The sequence below is a fragment of the Robertmurraya dakarensis genome, assembly GCF_900156875.1.
Classification (GTDB): Bacteria; Bacillota; Bacilli; order Bacillales; family Cytobacillaceae; genus Robertmurraya; species Robertmurraya dakarensis.
Genome location: NZ_LT707408.1, coordinates 1144417 through 1165055 on the forward strand (window position 1 = coordinate 1144417; position 20639 = coordinate 1165055).

At 36.8% G+C, this 20639-nt stretch carries 23 protein-coding genes; 15 read left to right on the forward strand and 8 right to left on the reverse strand.

Annotated elements, in window-relative coordinates:
• On the reverse strand, positions 1-213 hold the full coding sequence (locus tag CZ487_RS06765) for a DNA-dependent RNA polymerase subunit epsilon (RefSeq protein WP_077211366.1): 213 nt from the start codon (positions 211-213) through the stop codon (positions 1-3).
• A gap of 579 nt (positions 214-792) precedes the next feature.
• Here CZ487_RS06765 and CZ487_RS06770 point away from each other — a divergent pair.
• Positions 793-1563, forward strand: a complete 771-nt coding sequence (locus CZ487_RS06770) for a Cof-type HAD-IIB family hydrolase (protein WP_077211367.1) — start codon at positions 793-795, stop codon at positions 1561-1563.
• Positions 1564-1595: 32 nt separating this feature from the next.
• On the opposite strand, the gene def is transcribed toward CZ487_RS06770, so the two are convergent.
• Positions 1596-2150, reverse strand: coding sequence for a peptide deformylase (gene def / locus CZ487_RS06775; RefSeq protein ID WP_077211368.1), 555 nt, complete (start codon positions 2148-2150; stop codon positions 1596-1598).
• A gap of 179 nt (positions 2151-2329) precedes the next feature.
• On the opposite strand from def, the gene CZ487_RS06780 reads away from it, so the two are divergent.
• The 5 genes from CZ487_RS06780 to lpdA all read left to right on the forward strand — a co-directional run bounded on the left by CZ487_RS06780 (position 2330) and on the right by lpdA (position 8448).
• Positions 2330-2992 carry a YkyA family protein gene (locus CZ487_RS06780; RefSeq protein WP_077211369.1) on the forward strand — a complete coding sequence of 221 codons (663 nt, stop codon included), beginning with the start codon at positions 2330-2332 and terminating at the stop codon, positions 2990-2992.
• 603 nt (positions 2993-3595) lie between these two features.
• On the forward strand, positions 3596-4708 hold the full coding sequence (gene pdhA / locus CZ487_RS06785) for a pyruvate dehydrogenase (acetyl-transferring) E1 component subunit alpha (protein ID WP_077211370.1): 1113 nt from the start codon (positions 3596-3598) through the stop codon (positions 4706-4708).
• A gap of 3 nt (positions 4709-4711) precedes the next feature.
• Positions 4712-5689 (forward strand): alpha-ketoacid dehydrogenase subunit beta, encoded by a 978-nt coding sequence (locus tag CZ487_RS06790; protein ID WP_077211371.1) that lies wholly within the window; start codon positions 4712-4714, stop codon positions 5687-5689.
• 56 nt (positions 5690-5745) lie between these two features.
• Entirely contained in the window at positions 5746-7032 is a 1287-nt protein-coding gene (locus CZ487_RS06795) for a dihydrolipoamide acetyltransferase family protein (protein ID WP_077211372.1), read from the forward strand.
• A gap of 3 nt (positions 7033-7035) precedes the next feature.
• Positions 7036-8448, forward strand: coding sequence for a dihydrolipoyl dehydrogenase (lpdA, locus tag CZ487_RS06800; RefSeq protein ID WP_077211373.1), 1413 nt, complete (start codon positions 7036-7038; stop codon positions 8446-8448).
• A 40-nt stretch (positions 8449-8488) separates the two neighbouring features.
• Here lpdA and CZ487_RS06805 read toward each other — a convergent pair whose 3' ends face one another.
• Complete coding sequence (locus tag CZ487_RS06805) at positions 8489-8857, reverse strand: hypothetical protein (RefSeq protein WP_077211374.1); 369 nt, start codon at positions 8855-8857, stop codon at positions 8489-8491.
• A gap of 1095 nt (positions 8858-9952) precedes the next feature.
• Complete coding sequence (locus CZ487_RS06815) at positions 9953-10387, reverse strand: DUF1885 family protein (protein ID WP_077211890.1); 435 nt, start codon at positions 10385-10387, stop codon at positions 9953-9955.
• Positions 10388-10588: 201 nt separating this feature from the next.
• Between CZ487_RS06815 and CZ487_RS06820 the strand changes: the two genes are divergently transcribed.
• Together CZ487_RS06820 and CZ487_RS06825 are read left to right on the forward strand one after the other, a co-directional pair.
• Positions 10589-10888 (forward strand): DUF3055 domain-containing protein, encoded by a 300-nt coding sequence (locus tag CZ487_RS06820; protein WP_077211376.1) that lies wholly within the window; start codon positions 10589-10591, stop codon positions 10886-10888.
• Between the two features lie 218 nt (positions 10889-11106).
• Positions 11107-11229: a GapA-binding peptide SR1P gene (locus CZ487_RS06825; RefSeq protein ID WP_077211377.1), complete on the forward strand. Its 123-nt coding sequence runs from the start codon at positions 11107-11109 to the stop codon at positions 11227-11229.
• A 92-nt stretch (positions 11230-11321) separates the two neighbouring features.
• Here CZ487_RS06825 and CZ487_RS06830 read toward each other — a convergent pair whose 3' ends face one another.
• Positions 11322-12791: an aminotransferase class I/II-fold pyridoxal phosphate-dependent enzyme gene (locus CZ487_RS06830; protein WP_077211378.1), complete on the reverse strand. Its 1470-nt coding sequence runs from the start codon at positions 12789-12791 to the stop codon at positions 11322-11324.
• Positions 12792-13025: 234 nt separating this feature from the next.
• Here CZ487_RS06830 and CZ487_RS06835 point away from each other — a divergent pair, with 234 nt between their 5' ends.
• Positions 13026-13985: an NAD(P)H-dependent flavin oxidoreductase gene (locus CZ487_RS06835; RefSeq protein WP_077211379.1), complete on the forward strand. Its 960-nt coding sequence runs from the start codon at positions 13026-13028 to the stop codon at positions 13983-13985.
• An 82-nt stretch (positions 13986-14067) separates the two neighbouring features.
• Positions 14068-14340, forward strand: a complete 273-nt coding sequence (locus tag CZ487_RS06840) for a UPF0223 family protein (protein ID WP_077211380.1) — start codon at positions 14068-14070, stop codon at positions 14338-14340.
• 91 nt (positions 14341-14431) lie between these two features.
• On the opposite strand, the gene CZ487_RS06845 is transcribed toward CZ487_RS06840, so the two are convergent.
• Positions 14432-15067 carry a YktB family protein gene (locus tag CZ487_RS06845; RefSeq protein WP_077211381.1) on the reverse strand — a complete coding sequence of 212 codons (636 nt, stop codon included), beginning with the start codon at positions 15065-15067 and terminating at the stop codon, positions 14432-14434.
• Positions 15068-15233: 166 nt separating this feature from the next.
• Here CZ487_RS06845 and CZ487_RS06850 point away from each other — a divergent pair, with 166 nt between their 5' ends.
• Positions 15234-15428 (forward strand): hypothetical protein, encoded by a 195-nt coding sequence (locus CZ487_RS06850; protein WP_077211382.1) that lies wholly within the window; start codon positions 15234-15236, stop codon positions 15426-15428.
• A gap of 198 nt (positions 15429-15626) precedes the next feature.
• Positions 15627-16424 (forward strand): inositol monophosphatase family protein, encoded by a 798-nt coding sequence (locus CZ487_RS06855; RefSeq protein WP_077211383.1) that lies wholly within the window; start codon positions 15627-15629, stop codon positions 16422-16424.
• A 59-nt stretch (positions 16425-16483) separates the two neighbouring features.
• On the opposite strand, the gene CZ487_RS06860 is transcribed toward CZ487_RS06855, so the two are convergent.
• A complete protein-coding gene (locus CZ487_RS06860; protein ID WP_077211384.1) occupies positions 16484-16669 on the reverse strand; it encodes a YlaF family protein in 186 nt (61 codons plus the stop codon).
• A 157-nt stretch (positions 16670-16826) separates the two neighbouring features.
• Here CZ487_RS06860 and typA point away from each other — a divergent pair, with 157 nt between their 5' ends.
• From typA to CZ487_RS06875, 3 genes are read left to right on the forward strand one after another with little or no spacing between them, the layout of a single operon-like run.
• Positions 16827-18665 (forward strand): translational GTPase TypA, encoded by a 1839-nt coding sequence (typA, locus tag CZ487_RS06865; protein ID WP_077211385.1) that lies wholly within the window; start codon positions 16827-16829, stop codon positions 18663-18665.
• 23 nt (positions 18666-18688) lie between these two features.
• Entirely contained in the window at positions 18689-19003 is a 315-nt protein-coding gene (locus CZ487_RS06870) for a YlaH-like family protein (protein WP_077211386.1), read from the forward strand.
• 8 nt (positions 19004-19011) lie between these two features.
• On the forward strand, positions 19012-19302 hold the full coding sequence (locus CZ487_RS06875; protein WP_077211891.1) for a hypothetical protein: 291 nt from the start codon (positions 19012-19014) through the stop codon (positions 19300-19302).
• 141 nt (positions 19303-19443) lie between these two features.
• Here the strand turns inward: CZ487_RS06875 and CZ487_RS06880 are convergent.
• Positions 19444-20639, reverse strand: a 1196-nt coding sequence (locus CZ487_RS06880; protein WP_077211387.1) for an IS1182 family transposase, incomplete at its 5' end; no start/stop codon positions are given.

Sequence of the window (20639 nt, forward strand, 5' to 3'; positions counted from 1 at the left end):
TTATCCTATCTCCAATACTTTAAAGTCTTCATTTTTTTGTTCATATTCTAAGAATGCACCTTGAACGGGCGTAACAAACTCTATATTATATGGACGGTCTGCCAATTTTGTACGCACTTCTCTTACGGATTCCGCTTCCACATATAATGACTTCGTTTTTTCTCGAACTGGAACTTCTTTCATTAATTCTTGATAATACACTTTGAATACCATATTTCATTTCTCTCCTTATTCCGATAGTAGCTTTATTTATTATATAAGAAAAGGACAGCTATTTCATTCCTTTTCTTTTTTATGGGCAATTTTATAAATTTTGGTAACTGAGTAATGATTATGTAAATATATACTATATCTCAATTTACTATAAGGAAGGAGCCCTTCGCAAGTTAGAAGGGCTCTTTTTAGGAATAATATAAAAGATTGTTTCCAGCTCTTTATTGCCGCTTTTGCTGGTGTTTATGCAATTGATTTTTTTCGAAGCAATTCTTTCCACTGATCAACAAGCTTTTTTCTAAGCTTCTTTAACATTGTGGATCATCTCCTTACTTCTAGTATTATACGGTAATTGTCTAAAGTAAAGAAAAATTCGTCCGAGGTAGATTGTTTTTCTTACCTATATTATATGAAGAATTCAATCTTTCTCTCATGGATAAAAGTGGTCATTGAGGCAAAGGTAGTTTCACAAATAAAATTGACAAAGGATGGAGAGGAAGTTTATCGTGGAAATACAATCAAGATGATAGATCAATACTAGTAGCAAAAAAAGAATGTTTGAAAGGGAATAGAGTAGAAATGAAAAAAATTGTGTTTTTTGATATAGATGGTACATTACTGGACCATGATAAAAAATTACCGGCGAAAACAAAAGAAGCTATTCAGTTATTAAAAAGATCTGAAACCTTTGTTGCGATTGCGACAGGCAGGGCACCCTTTATGTTTGAAAGTTTGAGAAAAGAATTGGATATAGACTCATTTGTCAGCTTTAATGGACAATATGTTGTGTTCGAAAATGAAGTGATATATAAAAACCCGTTAGATCACAATGAATTAAACCGCTTAATATCATTTTCGAAAAGTAACAATCACCCGATCGTATTAATGAATGAAAAAACAATGAAAGCTACTGTCTCACATCATGATTTTATAAAAGAAAGCATGGCGAGTTTGAAATTTGCACACCCTGAAAAGGATGAGGATTTTTATTTGGATCGTGATATTTATCAGTCCTTGCTTTTTTGTAAAGAAGGGGAAGAAAATAAGTATATCGACGAATTTAATAATTTTCTGTTTTTAAGATGGCATCCTTTATCGACAGATGTCATTCCAATGGGTGGATCGAAGGCAGAAGGGATTAGTAAGATGATTGAAAGACTTGGGTTTGAACTAAAAGATGTTTATGCTTTTGGAGATGGTTTGAATGACATTGAAATGATTAAGACAGTAGGAACTGGTGTGGCGTTGGGAAATGCTAAGGAAGAAGTTAAGAAGCATGCAGATTTGATTACGAAGGATGTAGGGGAAGATGGGATTTGGTATGGTTTAAAAGAACTCGATTTAATTTAAAGGAACTTCCTCTGGAAGTTCCTTTTTATAGGTTAACGATCGATCGCAATCGCGTTATCCACTGGTTTAAATGGATCCTCTTTATTGATATGATCATAAAACATAATTCCGTTCAAGTGATCAATTTCATGTTGAATCACAATAGCTGTCAATCCTTTTAAGCGCAGTTTTACTTCTTCTCCATTAAGAGTTGTGGCTTTCACTGTAACCCTAGCATATCTGGGTACATACCCTGGTATGGATTCATCGACCGATAAACATCCTTCACCGGTAGATAAATAAGCTTTTTCAACTGAATGACTAATAATTTTTGGATTGAAAAGAGCATAGCTATGAAGCTGGTCTTTTTCGTCCGTAACATGAACGGCAATCATTCTTTTAGAGATGTTTATCTGTGGAGCAGCCAGTCCTACTCCTGGACGAAGTCCTTTTTCTTTTGCTGTTACAGGATCTTGACTCGCTTTTACGTATTCAAGCAAGCTGCTTAGTATTTTTTTATCTTCCTCGGAGGCAGGCTGGACAACCTCTTCCGCAACTTTTCTTAAAGTCGGATGCCCGTCCCGTATAATGTCTTCCATTGTTATCATCGTACTTCACTCCCATAAATAACTGCTTCTTACATTATAATAACTTATTCTCCAAATGTCATATCATTCCCTGTGATTGGATAGGTTATCTAATAAGTTTTCCATTTTTTGGGGTTTCTCTATTGTAAAACAGTAGGACAGTCGCTATAGTAAGAATTGTCAATAAAGGAGGCGAAAAAGTGCTTTTTGTGAAGAGAATTTATCTTTATATTTTTCTATTAGGTGGATTTTTGACATTAACAGCATGTATGAACTCGAAAGCAACAGTGAATGAAATGTATGAAATATTAGAAAAAGTAGTTGAAACCGAAAAACAATTTGAAATGCAGCAAGAGCCCTTAGTTGAATTGGAAAAGAAAGAACAGGAATTATATAGTCAAATTATTGAACTAGGTATGAAAGAAAAAGAGCAGATTAAAGAGTTAGCGACGGAAGCCATAAAAATTGTTCAAGATAGAAAAGAGCATATGGACAAAGAGAAGGAAAGTTTAAGATCTTCGAAGCAGCAATTTGAATCGATTTTGCCGCTAATTGAAGAATTGGATGAAGAAACTTTACAAGGTCAGGCCAAACAGTTATACGATACTATGATGACTAGGTACGAATCACATGACAATTTATATGAACAATATTTAACTGGGTTAGAATTGGACCAAGAATTATATGAACTTTTTCAAAAAGGGAATGTACCGATAGAAACGCTAGAAGAGAAAGTTCTTAAAATTAATGAAGCATATGAGCACGTATTAGAATCAAATAAAATATTTAATGAAAAAACGAAGGAATATAATGTAATAAAAGAAGAATTTTATGAAAGTGCAGGAATAGAAACAAAAAAATAACCCATCATAGTAGGAATCGGGATAACCGGTTCTTTTTTTTGAATACTTAAAGTGATAAACTTCACTTTAAAATTATTCTTAAATAACTATCTTTATTATAACAGTTCGGATGGAATGGTTGTTATATAGTACAGTATGGTATTTTTTGTAGTACAGATTTTAGATTAATCTTAATATTTACAACTGAAAAAGGTTGAAAACTTGAGTCTAAGTGATTGACTAAAAGAATTTCATTGTTGTACACTAAGAAACGAAAGAAATATTGTATTAGTATTTTTTGAGAAAATAGTAATACAGTTTGATGGATCATAAATATGAATCCCATTGTTTTATTTTGACAGAAATTGTGGAAAACTAGTTTTTAAAAGTATGTTTGCTTTTAAAGTTATTGAATCTAAGGGGTCGATATTTGTGTAAGCATATTTTCCCTTGAGAAATATTTCTAATAAGATTCCGTTTCGGGTATCCTAATTTTTGTTATATTCATTATCCCTACATATCAATTCGAGTGATTACTTCTTGGACCAATGGCAAATCGTTGCGATATAAGGGAACGAAAATCACTTTAATAATTCTTTTAATTGAAAGGAAGAGGTGACTACAATGGCTTCTAAAACGAAGGCTAATTTCGATGTTAAAAAGCAACTCGAAAAAGTAGAAGAGCAGTTTCAAACATTGCAGGTATTAAATGAAAATGGTGAGGTCGTAAATGAAGCGGCAATGCCAAAATTATCTGATGATCAGCTACAAGAGTTAATGAGACGTATGGTTTATACACGTATTCTTGACCAACGTTCAATTTCCCTTAATAGACAAGGCCGCTTAGGTTTCTATGCGCCAACAGCAGGACAGGAAGCTTCTCAGCTGGCTTCACAATTCGCATTAGAAAAAGAAGATTTTATTTTACCCGGTTATCGTGATGTACCTCAAATTGTTTGGCATGGTTTACCACTATCTCAAGCATTTTTATGGTCAAGAGGACATTTTGAAGGTGGGAACATTCCAGAAGGAGTTAATGTTATTTCCCCACAAATCATTATTGGTGCACAGTATGTTCAGACTGCTGGTGTTGCACTAGGAATGAAGAAGCGCGGTCAGAAGACAGTAGCGATTACGTATACTGGTGACGGTGGAACATCTCAAGGTGACTTCTACGAAGGTATTAACTTTGCAGGTGCATACAATGCTCCAGCTATTTTCATTGTTCAAAACAACCGTTTTGCAATTTCAACTCCTGTTGAAAAACAATCTGCAGCAAAAACACTTGCACAAAAGGCAGTAGCAGCTGGTATTCCTGGTATTCAAGTGGATGGTATGGATCCGTTAGCTGTGTATGCGGCTGTGAGTGAAGCTCGTGAGCGTGCGGTCAATGGTGAAGGTCCAACTTTAATTGAGACATTAACATACCGTTATGGTCCACATACAATGGCGGGGGATGACCCAACTCGTTATCGTACAGCAGAACTAGATAATGAATGGGAAAAGAAAGATCCGCTTGTTCGTTTCCGTAAGTTCCTTGAAGGCAAGGGAATTTGGAATGAAGAAATGGAAAATGAAACGATCGAAAAAGCAAAAGAAGACATTAAAGAAGCAATTAAAGTAGCGGATAATACTCCAAAACAAAAAGTAACGGATTTAATGTCTATTATGTATGAAGAAATGCCACATAATTTAAAAGAACAATATGAACTATATAAAGAGAAGGAGTCGAAATAAACCATGGCGCAAATGACAATGATTCAAGCAATCACGGATGCGTTACGAACAGAACTGCGTAATGATCCGAATGTACTCGTATTCGGTGAAGACGTAGGCGTTAACGGTGGGGTTTTCCGTGCAACAGAGGGTCTTCAAAAAGAATTCGGAGAAGATCGTGTGTTTGATACACCGTTAGCTGAATCTGGTATTGGCGGGCTGGCAGTTGGTCTTGGTTTACAGGGATTCCGTCCAGTTCCTGAGATTCAATTTTTTGGGTTCGTTTACGAAGTAATGGATTCTATTTCTGGTCAATTAGCTCGTATGCGCTACCGTTCAGGTGGCCGCTACCATTCTCCTGTAACGATTCGTTCACCATTTGGCGGCGGGGTACATACTCCTGAAATGCATGCGGACAGCTTAGAAGGTTTAATGGCACAGCAGCCAGGTTTAAAAGTAGTAATTCCTTCTACTCCATATGATGCTAAAGGATTATTAATTTCCGCAATTCGTGATAACGATCCTGTTATTTTTCTTGAACATATGAAGTTGTATCGTTCATTCAGACAAGAGGTACCGGAAGAAGAATATACGATTCCATTAGGAAAAGCAGAAGTGAAACGTGAAGGTTCTGATCTATCCATTATTACATATGGGGCAATGGTTCATGAATCTATTAAGGCAGCGGAAGAGCTTGAAAAAGAAGGACATTCTGTAGAGGTAGTTGATTTACGTACAGTAAGTCCATTAGATATTGATACGATTATTTCTTCTGTTGAAAAAACGGGCCGTGCTATTGTTGTACAAGAAGCACAAAAACAAGCGGGAGTTGCTGCTAATGTAGTTGCTGAAATCAACGATCGTGCGATCTTAAGTTTAGAAGCACCAGTTTTACGTGTAGCAGCACCAGATACTGTATTCGCATTCCCTCAAGCTGAAGCTGTATGGCTTCCGAATTATAAGGATATTATCGAAACAGCAAAGAAAGTATTTAACTTTTAATAGGGACTAGCCCTAATCTATACACAAATGAAAGCAACAATAGGAGGGTGTTTCCAATGGCATTCCAATTTAAATTGCCTGATATTGGTGAAGGTATCCATGAAGGTGAAATAGTAAAATGGTTTGTAAAACCAGGAGATAAAGTACAAGAAGACGACGTTCTTTGTGAAGTCCAAAATGATAAAGCGGTCGTAGAAATTCCTTCTCCGGTAGAAGGAACAGTTGAAGAAGTACTTGTTGATGAAGGAACTGTTGCTACAGTTGGCCAAGTACTAATTACGTTTGATGCGCCTGGATATGAAGATTTAAAATTTAAAGGCGATGAAGAAGAAACTCCAAAAGAGGAAGCTAAATCTGCAGAACCAGCTCCAGCAGCAGAAGCACCTGCTGCAGCAACTGAACAGGCAGATCCTAATAGAAGAGTTATTGCAATGCCATCAGTTCGTAAGTATGCGCGCGAAAATGGTGTAGATATCCGTCAGGTTGCTGGTTCAGGTGACAACGGACGAGTACTTAAATCAGATATAGATGCTTTCTTAAGTGGTGGAGCACCAGCAGCCGCTAAAGCTGAAGGGCAGGCAGCACCAGAAGCACCAGAAGCTGAAACAAAAGCAGCTCCTATGCCGATCCCAGCTGGAGAATATCCTGAAACTCGTGAAAAGATGAGCGGTATCCGCAAAGCAATTGCGAAGGCGATGGTTAACTCTAAACATACTGCACCGCATGTTACATTAATGGATGAAATTGATGTTACAAAGCTTGTTGCACATCGTAAGAAGTTTAAAGAAGTTGCTGCAAACAAAGGAATCAAGCTTACATTCCTTCCTTACGTTGTAAAAGCTTTAACGAGCGCATTGCGTGAATTCCCAGTTCTTAATACATCACTTGATGATGCAACACAAGAAATTGTTCATAAGCACTACTTCAATATCGGAATTGCTGCTGATACTGAAAAAGGCTTGTTAGTTCCGGTCGTTAAAGATGCAGATCGTAAATCTGTATTCAATATCTCAAATGAGATTAATGAGTTGGCAGGAAAAGCACGAGATGGTAAACTAGCTCCTGATGAGATGAAAGGTGCATCTTGTACAATCACAAATATCGGTTCAGCAGGTGGTCAATGGTTTACACCGGTTATTAATCATCCTGAAGTTGCCATTCTTGGTATTGGTCGTATTGCCGAAAAGCCAGTTGTTAAGGACGGCGAAATTGTAGCAGCTCCTGTTCTTGCACTATCTTTAAGCTTTGATCACAGAATGATTGATGGAGCAACTGCACAAAATGCTCTTAACCATATTAAACGTTTATTAAATGACCCTGAACTATTGTTAATGGAGGCGTAATACATGGTAGTTGGAGATTTCCCGATTGAAACAGATACTATAGTCATCGGATCAGGCCCTGGTGGGTATGTTGCAGCCATTCGTGCTGCTCAGCTAGGCCAAAAGGTAACGATCGTAGAAAAGGAGCACGTTGGAGGAGTTTGTCTAAATGTCGGCTGTATTCCTTCAAAGGCTCTAATCGCAGCTGGGCATCGCTATGAAACAGCAAAGCATTCTGATGCTTACGGAATTACAGCTGAAAACGTAAAAGTGGACTTTACTAAGGTCCAGGATTGGAAAGCTAGCATTGTTAAGAAACTTACAGGCGGAGTAGAAGGACTATTAAAAGGTAACAAGGTGGATATCGTTCAAGGTGAGGCGTTCTTCGTGGACGGCAATTCATTAAAAGTAATGAGCGAAACAGCGTCTCAAACTTATACGTTTAAAAATGCCATTATTGCAACTGGTTCTCGTCCAATTGAATTACCTACGTTTAAGTTCTCTAAGCGTGTACTAAGCTCGACAGGAGCTCTTGCACTACAAGAGATACCTGAAAAGATTGTCGTAATTGGCGGCGGTGTAATTGGTGTTGAACTTGGAAGTGCATATGCAAACTTCGGAACGCAAGTAACAATCTTAGAGGGTGCGGATGATATTCTAAGCGTTGGTTTCGAAAAGCAAATGACTGCTATTGTGAAGAAAGGCCTTAAGAAAAAAGGTGTGGAAATCGTTACAAAAGCAATGGCTAAAGGTGTTGAAGAAACAGAAAATGGTGTGACTGTTTCTTATGAAGCTAAAGGCGAAGAACAGAAAATTGATGCTGACTATGTTTTTGTAATGGTTGGACGTCGTCCAAATACGGATGAAATGGGACTAGAACAAGCTGGCGTTAAAGTAAGTGACCGCGGTATTATTGAAATTGATAAGCAGTGCCGTACAAGTGTCAGCAATATTTATGCCATTGGTGATGTTGTACCAGGACCTCAACTAGCACATAAAGCTTCTTATGAAGGAAAAATTGCAGCAGAGGCTATTTCTGGCCATCCATCTGAAATTGATTATCTTGGAATTCCAGCTGTAGTATTCTCAGACCCTGAACTAGCTACAGTAGGATATTTAGAACAAGAAGCAAAGGATGAGGGTATTGACGTTGTTGCTGCTAAATTCCCATATGCGGCTAATGGACGTGCTTTATCCCTTGACAGCACAGATGGTTTCGTAAAATTAGTCACTCGCAAAGAAGATGGACTTGTGATCGGGGCACAAATCGCTGGTGCAAATGCATCAGATATCATTGCTGAACTAGGCTTAGCGATTGAAGCTGGTATGACAGCAGAGGATATCGCTATGACCATCCATGCTCATCCAACACTAGGTGAGATTACAATGGAAGCAGCAGAAGTTGCTCTTGGAACTCCAATTCATATTTTAAAATAATAATGTAAAAAATCCTTCTCGGACGGCCGAGAAGGATTTTTTATTGTGATTTAGAAAGAGCGGAAGAGATAGGTTTAACAATTTGTTCCCGTGAAATTTCCCCATCTACCCTTGCTACAACCTGATCGTTGTACATGACTATAATAGCGGGACACTCTTTTACTTTAAATGTATCGTAATAATCTTTTGCTTTTGACGGCGGAAGAATTAACATATTCTTTATTTCTTCAGGAAATTGCTGCTTCAGAGCAATAATTGCATCATAGTAAGGTGCTTCAATTTGATATTTAGATTCATCAGTGAAAAATACGATCTGTTTAGTGCTGCTATCAATTTTTAATTTTTCTTTTTGACATGCAGTAGTGATGAACAAAAGAGAAATCATCATAATGATCGATAGCCCCTTCATCTCAATTCCTCGCTTTTCCCTAAAGTAACTCGAATAGAAGTCATTCACATTCATTCAAGATTTAGAACATATTTTAACATATGAACAGTCCTATTCTTTTATTGTCATGTAAATGTTACATAAATGAAAAATATCATTAGGGGTGTATTCATAAAATATAGTAAAGTCTATTTCTAGCAGTAAATGGAGGTTTAAATGAAGATATATATGGTTGTTTTATATCAGATGATTATTTGGAGCAGTTATACTCTTATTGAATGGCTCTCAAAATATGATGATCCTTTATATAATATACTTATGTTTCTAGTATTTTTCTATATAGCAGTTGTTTCTGGCAACTATATGATCAAATCAATAAGAAAAACCTTTATGATTAGCGTATTTAGCTTGGCCGCATATGGGTTGATTCAGTTAATATTAAATTATATTTAAAATTTTAAGTAAAAGGAGAAAGGGGCTGTCCAAAAGTCAGGTAACTGACCATTGACAGCCTTTTAATTATAGATGTTGGTTAAATGGAGCTGTTGATTTCCACTTCAGGCACTTCGCTTTCCGCGGGCGGTACGGGGAGCCTCCTCGGCGCTAAGCGCCTGTGGGGTCTCCCCTGCCCCGTCATCCCGCAGGAGTCTTCGTGCCTTCCGTTCCAATCAACCTATATTAAATCTTTTTTGGCTTATCAACTATCAAATTATAAAAAAGTACAGGAAAACGTCCTTCTAAGATGTAAGTGACCAAACCAACATTTTAAAAGGGGGTTTTTCCAACGACTACTACTGCAAATTATAAAACTCAAATGACTCTTCTTCCAGAGGTTGATGAAAAAATGCCTCCTAAAAGACAATTAGCTCCAACACTTAAAACCTATGCCAACCTTCAAATTCAATTCATATTCTTGATATTGAAACACTTGTTCCAGAGAATCATATGGCTCTTATAGGGTTTGGAATTGTGGCATTAGCCCACAATATACTGAAAGTAGCCTGTATCCGACGGCTACTTTCAGGGAATGATACATATAATAAAAAAGCAATTGGAGAAAAACGAGCTGTTTTTCTCCAATTGCTTTTTTTAGGGACTTATTGACTGCCCTTTTACTTATTTTCTAGGATAATAGTACATGATTCTTCCATTAAATAAATGGAGTTCACCTTGTAACTTTTTTGCGAGGAATTTACAGAATTCATTTGCTTTAGCTTTGTCTCCGAATTTTGCTGTTTCTGGAAGTGTTACTTGGATATAGGTTTGCTTCCTTTTGGATCCGTCATCCTCGGTTACTTCCTCAGCGTCCACACCGATTAAGATCATATTGTAATCATGATGATTAGACTTTAGATAAAACCATTGGTCTTTTCCTTCAGGCTTTTCTTTTACTTCATAAGGAAAGGCAGATTGACTATAATCCCAACCTACTTGTTTACCGGTTTTGCTTGTAATTTCTTTATAATATTGAAAAAGCTCTTTAATATCTTCTGTGGTAACGGTTTCTTTAAGTGATGCTGGTACGAGTTTTATGTATGCATTGCTAGTCATTTTACATCCCCCAATTCCCTTTTCTAATAGACCTACTTCCATTACTATCATATATTTAAAAACTAAAAAGATTCTATCTCCTATTTTATCATTTAATAAAATTCTGTGACAACTTAATACATAATCACTTAGAACTATTGCAAAAATTGCATTAACAAGTTATACTAAGATTCTAAATATTCAAAAAAAAGGAGGAAAGATATGGAACTTTTCGATAAGTTATATGATGAAAATGAAAAAGCGAAAGTTCGATTTGTTGGTTTTACAACAGAAGAAACACGCTATGATTTTGGAATTATTTACACGAATATGTTTTTCGGTAAACCTCTTGTTATTTGTATGCAAACTGGCCGTTCGACCCTCCTCGATCCTAAAGACCTCGAAGATCTCGAGTACATCCAATCTGCCTTTCGTATCCAAGATAAACAGCAAGTATCTGACCTTATTGAGTTTTTTAAATTAGCCCTTCCGCAAACTCCTTATACTCCTCAATATGAATAAGAAGAACGGACCTGAGCTTTTTCAGGTCTGTTTTTAGAATGAATAAACTCCTCATTCCCTTTAAACTGTTCAATTTATGATTAAAAAGTGCTCAAAAAACTTTAATGTGTTATACAATTTAGGCTTGAAATATTAATAATGATATATTATTATATATTCAAGAGCTAATTAAACGCTTTCAATATGATAAGATTACTTAATGAAAAGGGGAATGAAGGATGGGTACCATCGTATGCCAAACTTGTGAAACAACTATTGATCATTTCGAAGATGAAAAAGTAACGGTACTTTATGCAAATGCAAAATGCGATTGCTGTCATACTCCTAATACAGAAGAATAGTGGTCAAATCTTTTAATAACAGAACATACTCTCGTGGTATGTTTTTTTTTTTTTTGTAAAAAAACCTTCCTGTGTGAAAGGAAGGTTTTAATTTATTTGATTGCTTTATGCTCTTTTATTACTCTTAACATTCTTGCGTCAAAATTTTCCGGACCTTGTACAGGCAGTCCTGCTTTAATATTTTCCTTTATATATAGCAAATTATCTCTTGTAATGATTTCACCTGGTATGAAAATAGGAATTCCAGGCGGATAAACCATAATAAACTCTGCAATGATCCTTCCTTCTGATTCATCAAACGGAACAAGCTCCGTTTCTGCATAAAATGCATCTCTAGGCGTTAGCGATAATACGGGGATATCTGGCAGTAATACTTTTGCATTGACTACATATGAATTATTGCGCGGTCTTTGAGCCAATTCCCTTAAAGCTTTAATTAAAGCATTTGCATCCTGCTCAGTATCTCCTGGTGTTACGATACAAAGGATGTTATAAAGATCGGAAAGTTCAACTTCGATATTGTATGTTTCTCGAAGCCAGGTTTCAACCTCAAAACCCGTTAATCCCAACTCTTTTACTGAGATAATTAATTTTGTTGGATCGAAATCGAACGTTGCTTGTGTTCCTAGAATCTCTTCCCCGACACAATAAAGATGTTGTATTTCATTAATCTCCTTACGCATTGATTTAGCAAGGGTAATAGTCCTATCTACCAGTTCTCTCCCTTTTGTTGCCAATTGTTTGCGGGCTGTATCCAAGGAAGCAAGCAGTAAATAGGAAGTAGAGGTTGTTGTCAGCATACTTAGAATAGATTGCACTCTTTTATACGAGACAAGACCTTCTTTTACGTTTAATACAGAGCTCTGTGTCATTGAACCACCTAATTTATGAACACTTGTTGCTGCCATATCTGCACCTGCTTGCATAGCGGATATTGGCAGATCCTCGTGGAAGTGAATATGTACACCATGTGCTTCATCCACAAGTACAGGAATATCATAAGAGTGGGCAATGTTTACAATCTTCTTTAAATCTGCTGCAAACCCAAAATAAGTCGGGTTAATAACGAGTACCCCTTTAGCATCGGGATGTTGTTCTAGCGCTCTTTCTACGGCATCAGTAGTGATTCCGTGTGAGATCCCAAGGTTTTCATCTACTTCAGGGTGAATAAAGATCGGAACAGCCCCTGAAAAGACAATAGCTGACATAACAGATTTATGCACATTTCTAGGAACAATGATTTTATCTCCTGGTCCGCATACAGCCATGACCATGGTCATAATTGCACCGCTTGTACCTTGGACAGAGAAAAAGGTATGATCGGCACCGAAAGCTTCTGCAGCTAAATCCTGTGCTTTTTTTATCATTCCTTTAGGAGCGTGTAGATCATCAAGTGGGCCTATATTGATTAAATCAATTGACAAAGCATTTTCACCAATGAAATTTTTAAAATCCGGATCCATCCCTACGCCTTTTTTATGACCAGGAATATGGAATTGAATAGGATTTTTTTTAGCATGTTCTAGTAAACCGCTAAATAACGGTGTATCGTATTGGGACAAGTATTTCCACACCTCTTTAATAGTATTATTTTCTATTTGGTCGTACTGCCATTCATGTTTTAAAACTTGCAGTACTTAAAGTTGTAAATAAAACAAATGAATTATAGCATTAATCATTTTCGTTGCATAGAAAAAATATGACTTTATCGTTGTTAGTTTTTGAAGATGAAAGGAAATTAACACATGAAAATAGAAATTTAATAATGAAAACAAATTTAAGATGGAGGAAATAAGATGAAGTGGAGTACAAGAGTGACCGAGATGTTAAATATTAAATATCCAATTATTCAGGGTGGTCTTGCCCATCTGGCTTATTCAGAACTTGCTGCAGCAGTATCAAATGCAGGAGGGTTAGGGCAAATTACGGCAATGTCCCTGCCAAATCCGGAGTCCTTAAGAGAAGAAATACAGAAAGTCAGAAAGTTAACAGACAAGCCTTTTGGCGTGAATTTTGCAATTGGACAGCATGGGAGAACATTTGCTGATTTTTTAGATGTCGCTATTGAAGAGAGTGTACCGGTGGTTACAATGACGGGTGGAAATCCTAAGCCTATTTTTGATCAATTAGAAGGTACCGATGTTAAAAAGCTAGTGCTTGTAGCAGCACGCAGACAAGCTGAGAAAGCTGAGGAATTAGGAGCAGATGCTGTAATGGTTGTTGGTCAAGAAGGTGGCGGGCATCTAGGAAGAGATGATATCGGAACATTTGTTTTAATCCCTCAAGTTGTTGATTCCGTTTCAATTCCTGTGATTGCTTCAGGTGGAATTGGTGACGGAAGAGGATTGATGGCTGCGCTTAGTTTAGGCGCTGAAGGCATTGAAATGGGTACAAGATTTATTGCCACAAAAGAATGTGTACACGCAAGCAAAGAATATAAGGAACGCCTAATTCAAGGTAATGAGAATGAAACAGTTGTTATCAAGAGAAGTATTGGTGCTCCTGCTAGAGCAATTATCAATTCTTGGACTGATAAAATCTTAGAAATCGAAAGTAAAGGCGGGGGTTATGAGGAATTAAAGGATTATATTAGCGGGACGGCTAATCAACGTTATATATACGACGGTAATGTAGATGAAGGCTTTGCATGGGCTGGCCAAGTGATGGGACTGATTAAAGATTGTCCTACCGTTCAAGAATTATTTGATACAATGATTAGAGATGCTGAAAATATTAGGGGGAAATGGGCAGAATAACTGCAAAGATTGCTGTTATTCAAATAATCCATTAGACTAATATGACAGCCCTTGCTTATCTCTTAAATAGTAGGTGAAATGAATGGAGTATCAATATCCGATCGATTACCATTGGTCTACAGATGAAATTGTAGATGTCATTAAGTTTTATGAAGTGATTGAGGCAGCCTATGAAAAAGGTGTTGACCGCGACATATTAATGGGTACATATCGACGATTCAAAGAGATTGTTCCAAGTAAGTCAGAGGAGAAAAAAGTATGTGGGGAGTTTGAGGAGATAAGTGGATATTCCTCCTACAGAACCATAAAAAAGGCTAAAGAAAGTAAGCCGGGAGACAAAATAAAAATGCCATAAAGTAAGAAAAGAACTCGATTTAAAAAGTCGAGTTCTTCTTTTACTACAGATATAAGAAAATCTATCTCTGATATAATTTGGGCACTTTTCTTTATGAACTTGAAGTTTGCGCAAGTCTATAAAGGGGTAGTAAGTCTTTAAATACCTTATTAACTTTTTCAATAAATTCTTGAGCGGACATATCCACTGCTTTATCTTTTGGGATATGATAGCCGCACAGTATTTCCGCTTTTTTGACAGATTGCAGCCGTTCGAATAAGGATGCTAATTCATCTTCCGAAAGGTCTTGATGCTGAATTGCAGCAGGTTTTGTATGATCACCTGACCAAACGAAATCTTCATTAGTTTCCTTATAAATTTCCTCTAAGTGCTTTTTTAACACAGTGCCGAATTCAGCCTTATTTCCAGCCTCATAAATTACAGCGAACCAAATAAATATATGTGTTCCCCATAATCCAATCTGAAAATGCGGCAGCATCTTATAACCACGTGAATTGTTTGCAAAAGCTACCCAAGTGTCATTAGGTGGATTGACTGTTCTCCTTGCATGCTTTGCTACATGTGCAAACATTTCATCGCCTGTTAAAGCGGAAAGTGTTGGTGCAAAGTGATGCCCTAAATCTTCAAGCTTGGGTCTAATATGCTGCTTCAGGGCATCCATTCGTTCTTCAAATCCATCTATTTTAAAAACATCAAAGTCTTTATTAGTAAAACCGGAAAAAGACATATCACTACTCCTCACCTTTTTGTCAGTTATTGTAGCATATTCGGAGATAAACAGAAACTTTGAAGGTGGGTCATCGCACAAATTTGTTGCATCTAAATTAGTACACTCATAATATAATAATAAAAATAATCTGAATGTTCTATAAAGTAGAAAGGGGGTTCATCCTATGAAACAATTGGTAAATTCATTAAAGAAGAGGGACCTTGAAAAAGAGAGAAAGGCAGTCTTGAGATTAGAACTTGATTATGAGTTAGCAACTCTTTTTGAAGCAATGACGGATAATAATGAAAAACAGAAGAGTAAAAGCAAAGAAAAGCTGGAAAAAATTAGAGAAGAATTGATTGTTTTGAAAGCTCTATAAAGAAGACAAGGAGAACAGATTAAAGCAATGACGAAAATACAAAATGGGTATCGAAAATTGCTTAAAACGAACCCCTGTACATTTTAGAGGGGTTCGCTTTTTATGTTTGCTGCCTTAAAAGTTGAACGTGCTTGTTTTTTCCATTACGCTAATAATAAATAAGCTGTGGTAAATATTTTGAAAGAGGATGCTGATAAAATGGATACCCATGAAATATACCGTTATGCAAAGCAATGGATAGTTGAAGCTGGAGAACGAATTGAGAAGTCATTTAAGGAAACATTGGATGTTGAGACAAAATCTAATCGCAACGATTTGGTCACGAACATGGACAAAGAAACAGAACAATTTTTTATAAAAAAAATCAACGAGACATTTCCAAATCATAAAATTCTAGGTGAAGAAGGTTTTGGTGATGAACTTGAAAGTTTAAAGGGAGTTGTTTGGATTATTGATCCAATTGACGGGACGATGAATTTTGTCCATCAACAGCGGAATTTTGCTATTTCCATTGGGATATACGAGGATGGTATTGGTAAAATTGGGCTTATTTATGACGTTGTACATCGTGAATTGTACCATGCAATAAAAGGGGAAGGTGCCTTTCTAAATGAAGCACCTTTAGATAAATTGCAGGAGGTCCCTGTACAAAATGCGATCATTGGTGTCAATGCGACCTGGGTGACAGCGAATCGGAGAATAGATCCTGCTATACTGGGCGCCTTGGTGAAGGATGTGCGAGGAACCCGTTCATATGGTTCAGCAGCCATTGAAATTGCAAGTGTAGCGGCGGGAAGGCTGGATGCTTATATTACGCTGAGATTATCTCCATGGGACTTTGCAGCGGGCTTAGTTCTAGTGGAAGAAGTTGGAGGAGTTGCAAGTACTTTAAGAGGAGAGAAGATTAACTTACTTAAACAAAATTCTGTATTTTTCTCAAAACCTGGTTTGCATGAAGCGGTATTGAAAGATTATTTAAAGGATGGGAATTGGTAACATACATAGTGGTGATATTGAAAATAAACAAAAAAGAACCGGGGTTTCCCGGTTCTTTTTTATAACTCACCATTTTCACGCATTTTTTTCTTCGTTTTGAAGCCAAATCCCATTACTAACACAAGTGCTACCAAAGAGGCAATGACTCCGAGAGAACTTCTAAAACCAATTGCAATACCTGTCCAAATCATGCATGCAGCGGCGGCAATTGCAAAAAATAATAATGGCCATTTAATATTATTCACTTATATCCCTCCTAAAGGAGCTGATTTTATTCAATATGCCGGTGAATATTTCTATTTTACTACAAAAAGCTTTTAGGTTTCTACTGTAATTGTGTTATAATGTTTCAGTTATGATAATGTAGTGACGGATTTGATAATAAAGGTAGGAGTGAACTATTTGAAACTAAGAGAAGATATTCGAAATATAGCAATTATTGCGCACGTTGACCATGGGAAAACAACGCTTGTAGACCAACTGTTAAAGCAATCTGGTACATTCCGAACAAATGAACATGTAGAAGAACGTGCGATGGATTCTAATGATATTGAAAGGGAGCGCGGTATTACGATTTTGGCAAAAAATACTGCGATTCAATATAAAGATACAAGAATTAATATCCTTGATACACCAGGCCATGCTGATTTCGGCGGCGAGGTTGAACGCATCATGAAAATGGTTGACGGTGTGCTGCTAGTGGTAGACGCATATGAAGGTTGTATGCCTCAAACGCGTTTTGTATTAAAAAAGGCGCTAGAGCAAAATTTAACACCGATTGTCGTTGTGAATAAAATTGACCGTGATTTTGCAAGACCGAAAGAAGTAATTGATGAAGTATTAGATTTATTTATTGAGTTAGATGCAAATGAAGAACAATTGGAATTTCCTGTAATATATGCTTCAGCAATAAACGGTACTGCTAGTACAAATCCTGATCAGCAGGACGAAAATATGCAATCATTATATGAAGCAATTATTGATCATATTCCTTCACCAGTGGATAATCGCGATGAACCGCTTCAATTCCAAGTAGCCCTGCTTGATTATAATGATTACGTTGGCCGTATTGGGATTGGCCGTGTATTCCGTGGAACGATGCAGGTTGGACAACAAGTTGCATTAATGAAGCTGGACGGTTCAGTCAAACAATTTCGTGTAACTAAGATCTTTGGCTTCTTTGGCCTTAAAAGAGAAGAAGTTCAAGAAGCTCATGCTGGAGACCTTATTGCCGTTTCAGGAATGGAAGATATAAATGTAGGGGAAACAGTTTGTCCGATTGAACATCAGGATGCATTGCCAGTGTTAAGAATCGATGAACCGACCTTACAAATGACGTTCTTAGTAAATAATAGCCCATTTGCTGGTCGTGAAGGTAAATATATTACCTCTAGAAAGATTGAAGAACGTCTGCGTGCGCAGCTTCAAACGGATGTTAGTTTGCGCGTTGACAATACCGATTCACCTGATGCGTGGATCGTTTCTGGACGTGGTGAACTGCATTTATCAATTTTAATTGAAAACATGCGCCGCGAAGGATATGAACTTCAAGTATCGAAGCCTGAAGTTATTGTTAAGGAAATTGACGGCGTTCGCTGCGAACCTGTTGAACGTGTTCAAATTGACGTACCTGAAGAGCATACTGGGGCAATTATGGAATCTATGGGTGCTCGTAAAGGTGAAATGCTTGATATGGTTAACAATGGTACCGGTCAAGTTCGTTTAATTTTCATGGTTCCTGCACGTGGATTAATTGGTTATATGACTGAATTCATGACGTTAACACGTGGTTTTGGAATCATTAACCATAGTTTTGACAGTTACCAGCCAATGGCACAGGGACAAGTTGGAGGAAGACGTCAAGGAGTTCTTGTATCAATGGAATCCGGAAAAGCTTCCACATATGGTATTATGGGAGTAGAAGATCGTGGAGTTATTTTCGTTGATGCTGGTACAGAGATCTACGAAGGTATGATCGTCGGAGAGCATAACCGTGATAATGATCTTACGGTTAATATCACAAAAATGAAGCATGCGACGAATGTTCGTTCAGCAACGAAAGATCAGACATCTGTAATGAAAAAACCTAGAATTATGACATTAGAAGAGTCATTGGAATATTTAAATGATGATGAGTACTGTGAAGTGACACCGGAATCAATCCGCTTACGTAAAAAAATTCTTGATAAAGGTGAGAGAGAAAGAGTAGCTAAGAAGAAGAAGTATGCGGAAATGAACTAGGGCTTTAAAGGGGAGTATTTCAAATGGATATTACAGAACGACTGTCTTTTTTTGCTGCATTGTTTAAAGTACAAGAAAATCCCAAAATGGGAATGTGGTTTCTGTATATTACAATTATTATTCTTTGTATCATCGTGTTTAAATTGGGATTTGCAAGAAAACTTCCGTTAATACAAAATGTGGTGATCTACGCATTCCTCGTTTTAGGATGCACGATTCTGACTTTCTTTGCTGTCTTTTTGCCAATAACAGAGGGACTTGTCGTTGCTGCGCTAATTTTGATTATTTATAAAGTTCGTCTTAACCAAGAAAAGAAAGAAAAAGGCAATGAAATGTAATGGCTATGATAAAATCGTTACAAGATGCCCTTTATAATTGGTTAACTATTAAAGTAGTCACGGACGTACGACCAGATGATGCTGCTGCTCTAGAAACGGAAGAAATGTTCTTCGGTATGCTGGAAAATGAACATGGTGTCTCTGATATTGAGGTAACAAAGGACGACGTTATGTACTATGTTCATTATCAACAAAAAGGCGAAAGAAAAATGTATCGATATCCTCGAGAGCTAATCGAAGTTATGCTAGATCAAATAAATGCGGAACCAGAAAAGTATAGAAATTTCCCAGAAGAATAAAGAAAAAACCAGGCATTCATAAAGGAGGGCACTGAAAATCCTTCGGATTTTTCGGAGGGATTATAGAAGTGGATCAAAAAACGACCCAGAATTTTATTTTCTGAGTCGTTTTTTGTGTGGATTGGGGTCTATATCCCCTTATTATTGATTCATTAGCTTCAATATTCTTTTTAGATTTACTGTAAATATAGACATTGCACCTTGTAATTCCATGCCTAATAGACCCGAGGATTTTGCAACATTGTACCCGTGCCTGTGTTTTAATTCACTATTTTTAGCCTCTATTTTATATCGTTCTTTAGATTTTTCTTTAAAATACTCACTTTCCTGAAATTTTGCCTGTTCTGTATGCTCGTTTGATTTGATACTTACAGAATAAGTCTTACTTTTAGCCCCTTCTTTATAACATCCTTCTTTAAACGGACAATGTTTACATTTTTCTATATCAAAATAGTACGTAGTTACTTGGTTTCTACCTTCCCCTTTTTTTCCTTGTTTCGCTTTCCTTATAGCCATATGCCCTGCTTTACAGACATACATTCCAGCATCTTTATTAAATTCAAATTCATCCTCTTTTGGACGAAATCCTTGTGTGACAGAAGGGTTTAGTTTAGCTACTAATTTTATTTCATTTTTATTGGCATATTCTATATTTCCCTTTTCAGAATATGCTGCATCACCAATTACAGTTTCAACTTCCATTCCAGCTTCGATACTTTTTTCAATTAGCGCTTCTAATTGCTTTCCGTCATTCTTTTCGCCAGTGGTTATTGTTGCCGCTGTGATAATTCTCTCTTCACTCATGGCAAGGTGTGTTTTGTATCCAAAAAATGCGGAATCCGCACTTTTATGTCCAACTTTTGCGTCTTTATCTTCTGATATCTGTAATTGTTCAACATCATCGGCAACGGTTTCTTCCAGAAGATTTAACTGTTCTTTTACTTTTGGATATTGAACAAGAACTTCTTCCTTTTTAATCACATCAATGAGATCTTGGCAATATTTGATTTCATCCTCTAGTACATCCGTTGTCGTTTTGGATGGAAACTTACTCTTCATATTTTCATCTATTTGATATATCGTTTTTCTCAGTTTTTTGGAACGGTCCATAAGGACCTCTTTAGGAGTTTTTTGGTTATACCGAGCTTTTGTATGGGTGGCATCAACAATAATAGAATTACTTTTGATGACTTCCTTTTCAATAGCTATTTCTACAGTCTTATTGATAAGCAGATCTAAAAGATTAATATCTTTTAACCGTAATTTTCTAAACTTTGTTAAAGAGCTAGGATCAATTACTTGCTCCTCTGGTGCCATGTTGAGAAAGTATTTAAAAG

Coding starts and splice junctions, on each gene's coding strand:
- CZ487_RS06855 (WP_077211383.1), top strand. CDS start 15,627: ATGGATACCCATGAAATATACCGTTATGCAAAGCAATGGATAGTTGAA.
- CZ487_RS06825 (WP_077211377.1), top strand. CDS start 11,107: ATGGGTACCATCGTATGCCAAACTTGTGAAACAACTATTGATCATTTC.
- CZ487_RS06835 (WP_077211379.1), top strand. CDS start 13,026: ATGAAGTGGAGTACAAGAGTGACCGAGATGTTAAATATTAAATATCCA.
- CZ487_RS06815 (WP_077211890.1), bottom strand. CDS start 10,387: ATGACTAGCAATGCATACATAAAACTCGTACCAGCATCACTTAAAGAA.
- CZ487_RS06820 (WP_077211376.1), top strand. CDS start 10,589: ATGGAACTTTTCGATAAGTTATATGATGAAAATGAAAAAGCGAAAGTT.
- CZ487_RS06795 (WP_077211372.1), top strand. CDS start 5,746: ATGGCATTCCAATTTAAATTGCCTGATATTGGTGAAGGTATCCATGAA.
- lpdA (WP_077211373.1), top strand. CDS start 7,036: ATGGTAGTTGGAGATTTCCCGATTGAAACAGATACTATAGTCATCGGA.
- CZ487_RS06850 (WP_077211382.1), top strand. CDS start 15,234: ATGAAACAATTGGTAAATTCATTAAAGAAGAGGGACCTTGAAAAAGAG.
- def (WP_077211368.1), bottom strand. CDS start 2,150: ATGATAACAATGGAAGACATTATACGGGACGGGCATCCGACTTTAAGA.
- CZ487_RS06790 (WP_077211371.1), top strand. CDS start 4,712: ATGGCGCAAATGACAATGATTCAAGCAATCACGGATGCGTTACGAACA.
- CZ487_RS06765 (WP_077211366.1), bottom strand. CDS start 213: ATGGTATTCAAAGTGTATTATCAAGAATTAATGAAAGAAGTTCCAGTT.
- CZ487_RS06845 (WP_077211381.1), bottom strand. CDS start 15,067: ATGTCTTTTTCCGGTTTTACTAATAAAGACTTTGATGTTTTTAAAATA.
- CZ487_RS06805 (WP_077211374.1), bottom strand. CDS start 8,857: ATGAAGGGGCTATCGATCATTATGATGATTTCTCTTTTGTTCATCACT.
- CZ487_RS06870 (WP_077211386.1), top strand. CDS start 18,689: ATGGATATTACAGAACGACTGTCTTTTTTTGCTGCATTGTTTAAAGTA.
- CZ487_RS06770 (WP_077211367.1), top strand. CDS start 793: ATGAAAAAAATTGTGTTTTTTGATATAGATGGTACATTACTGGACCAT.
- pdhA (WP_077211370.1), top strand. CDS start 3,596: ATGGCTTCTAAAACGAAGGCTAATTTCGATGTTAAAAAGCAACTCGAA.
- CZ487_RS06840 (WP_077211380.1), top strand. CDS start 14,068: ATGGAGTATCAATATCCGATCGATTACCATTGGTCTACAGATGAAATT.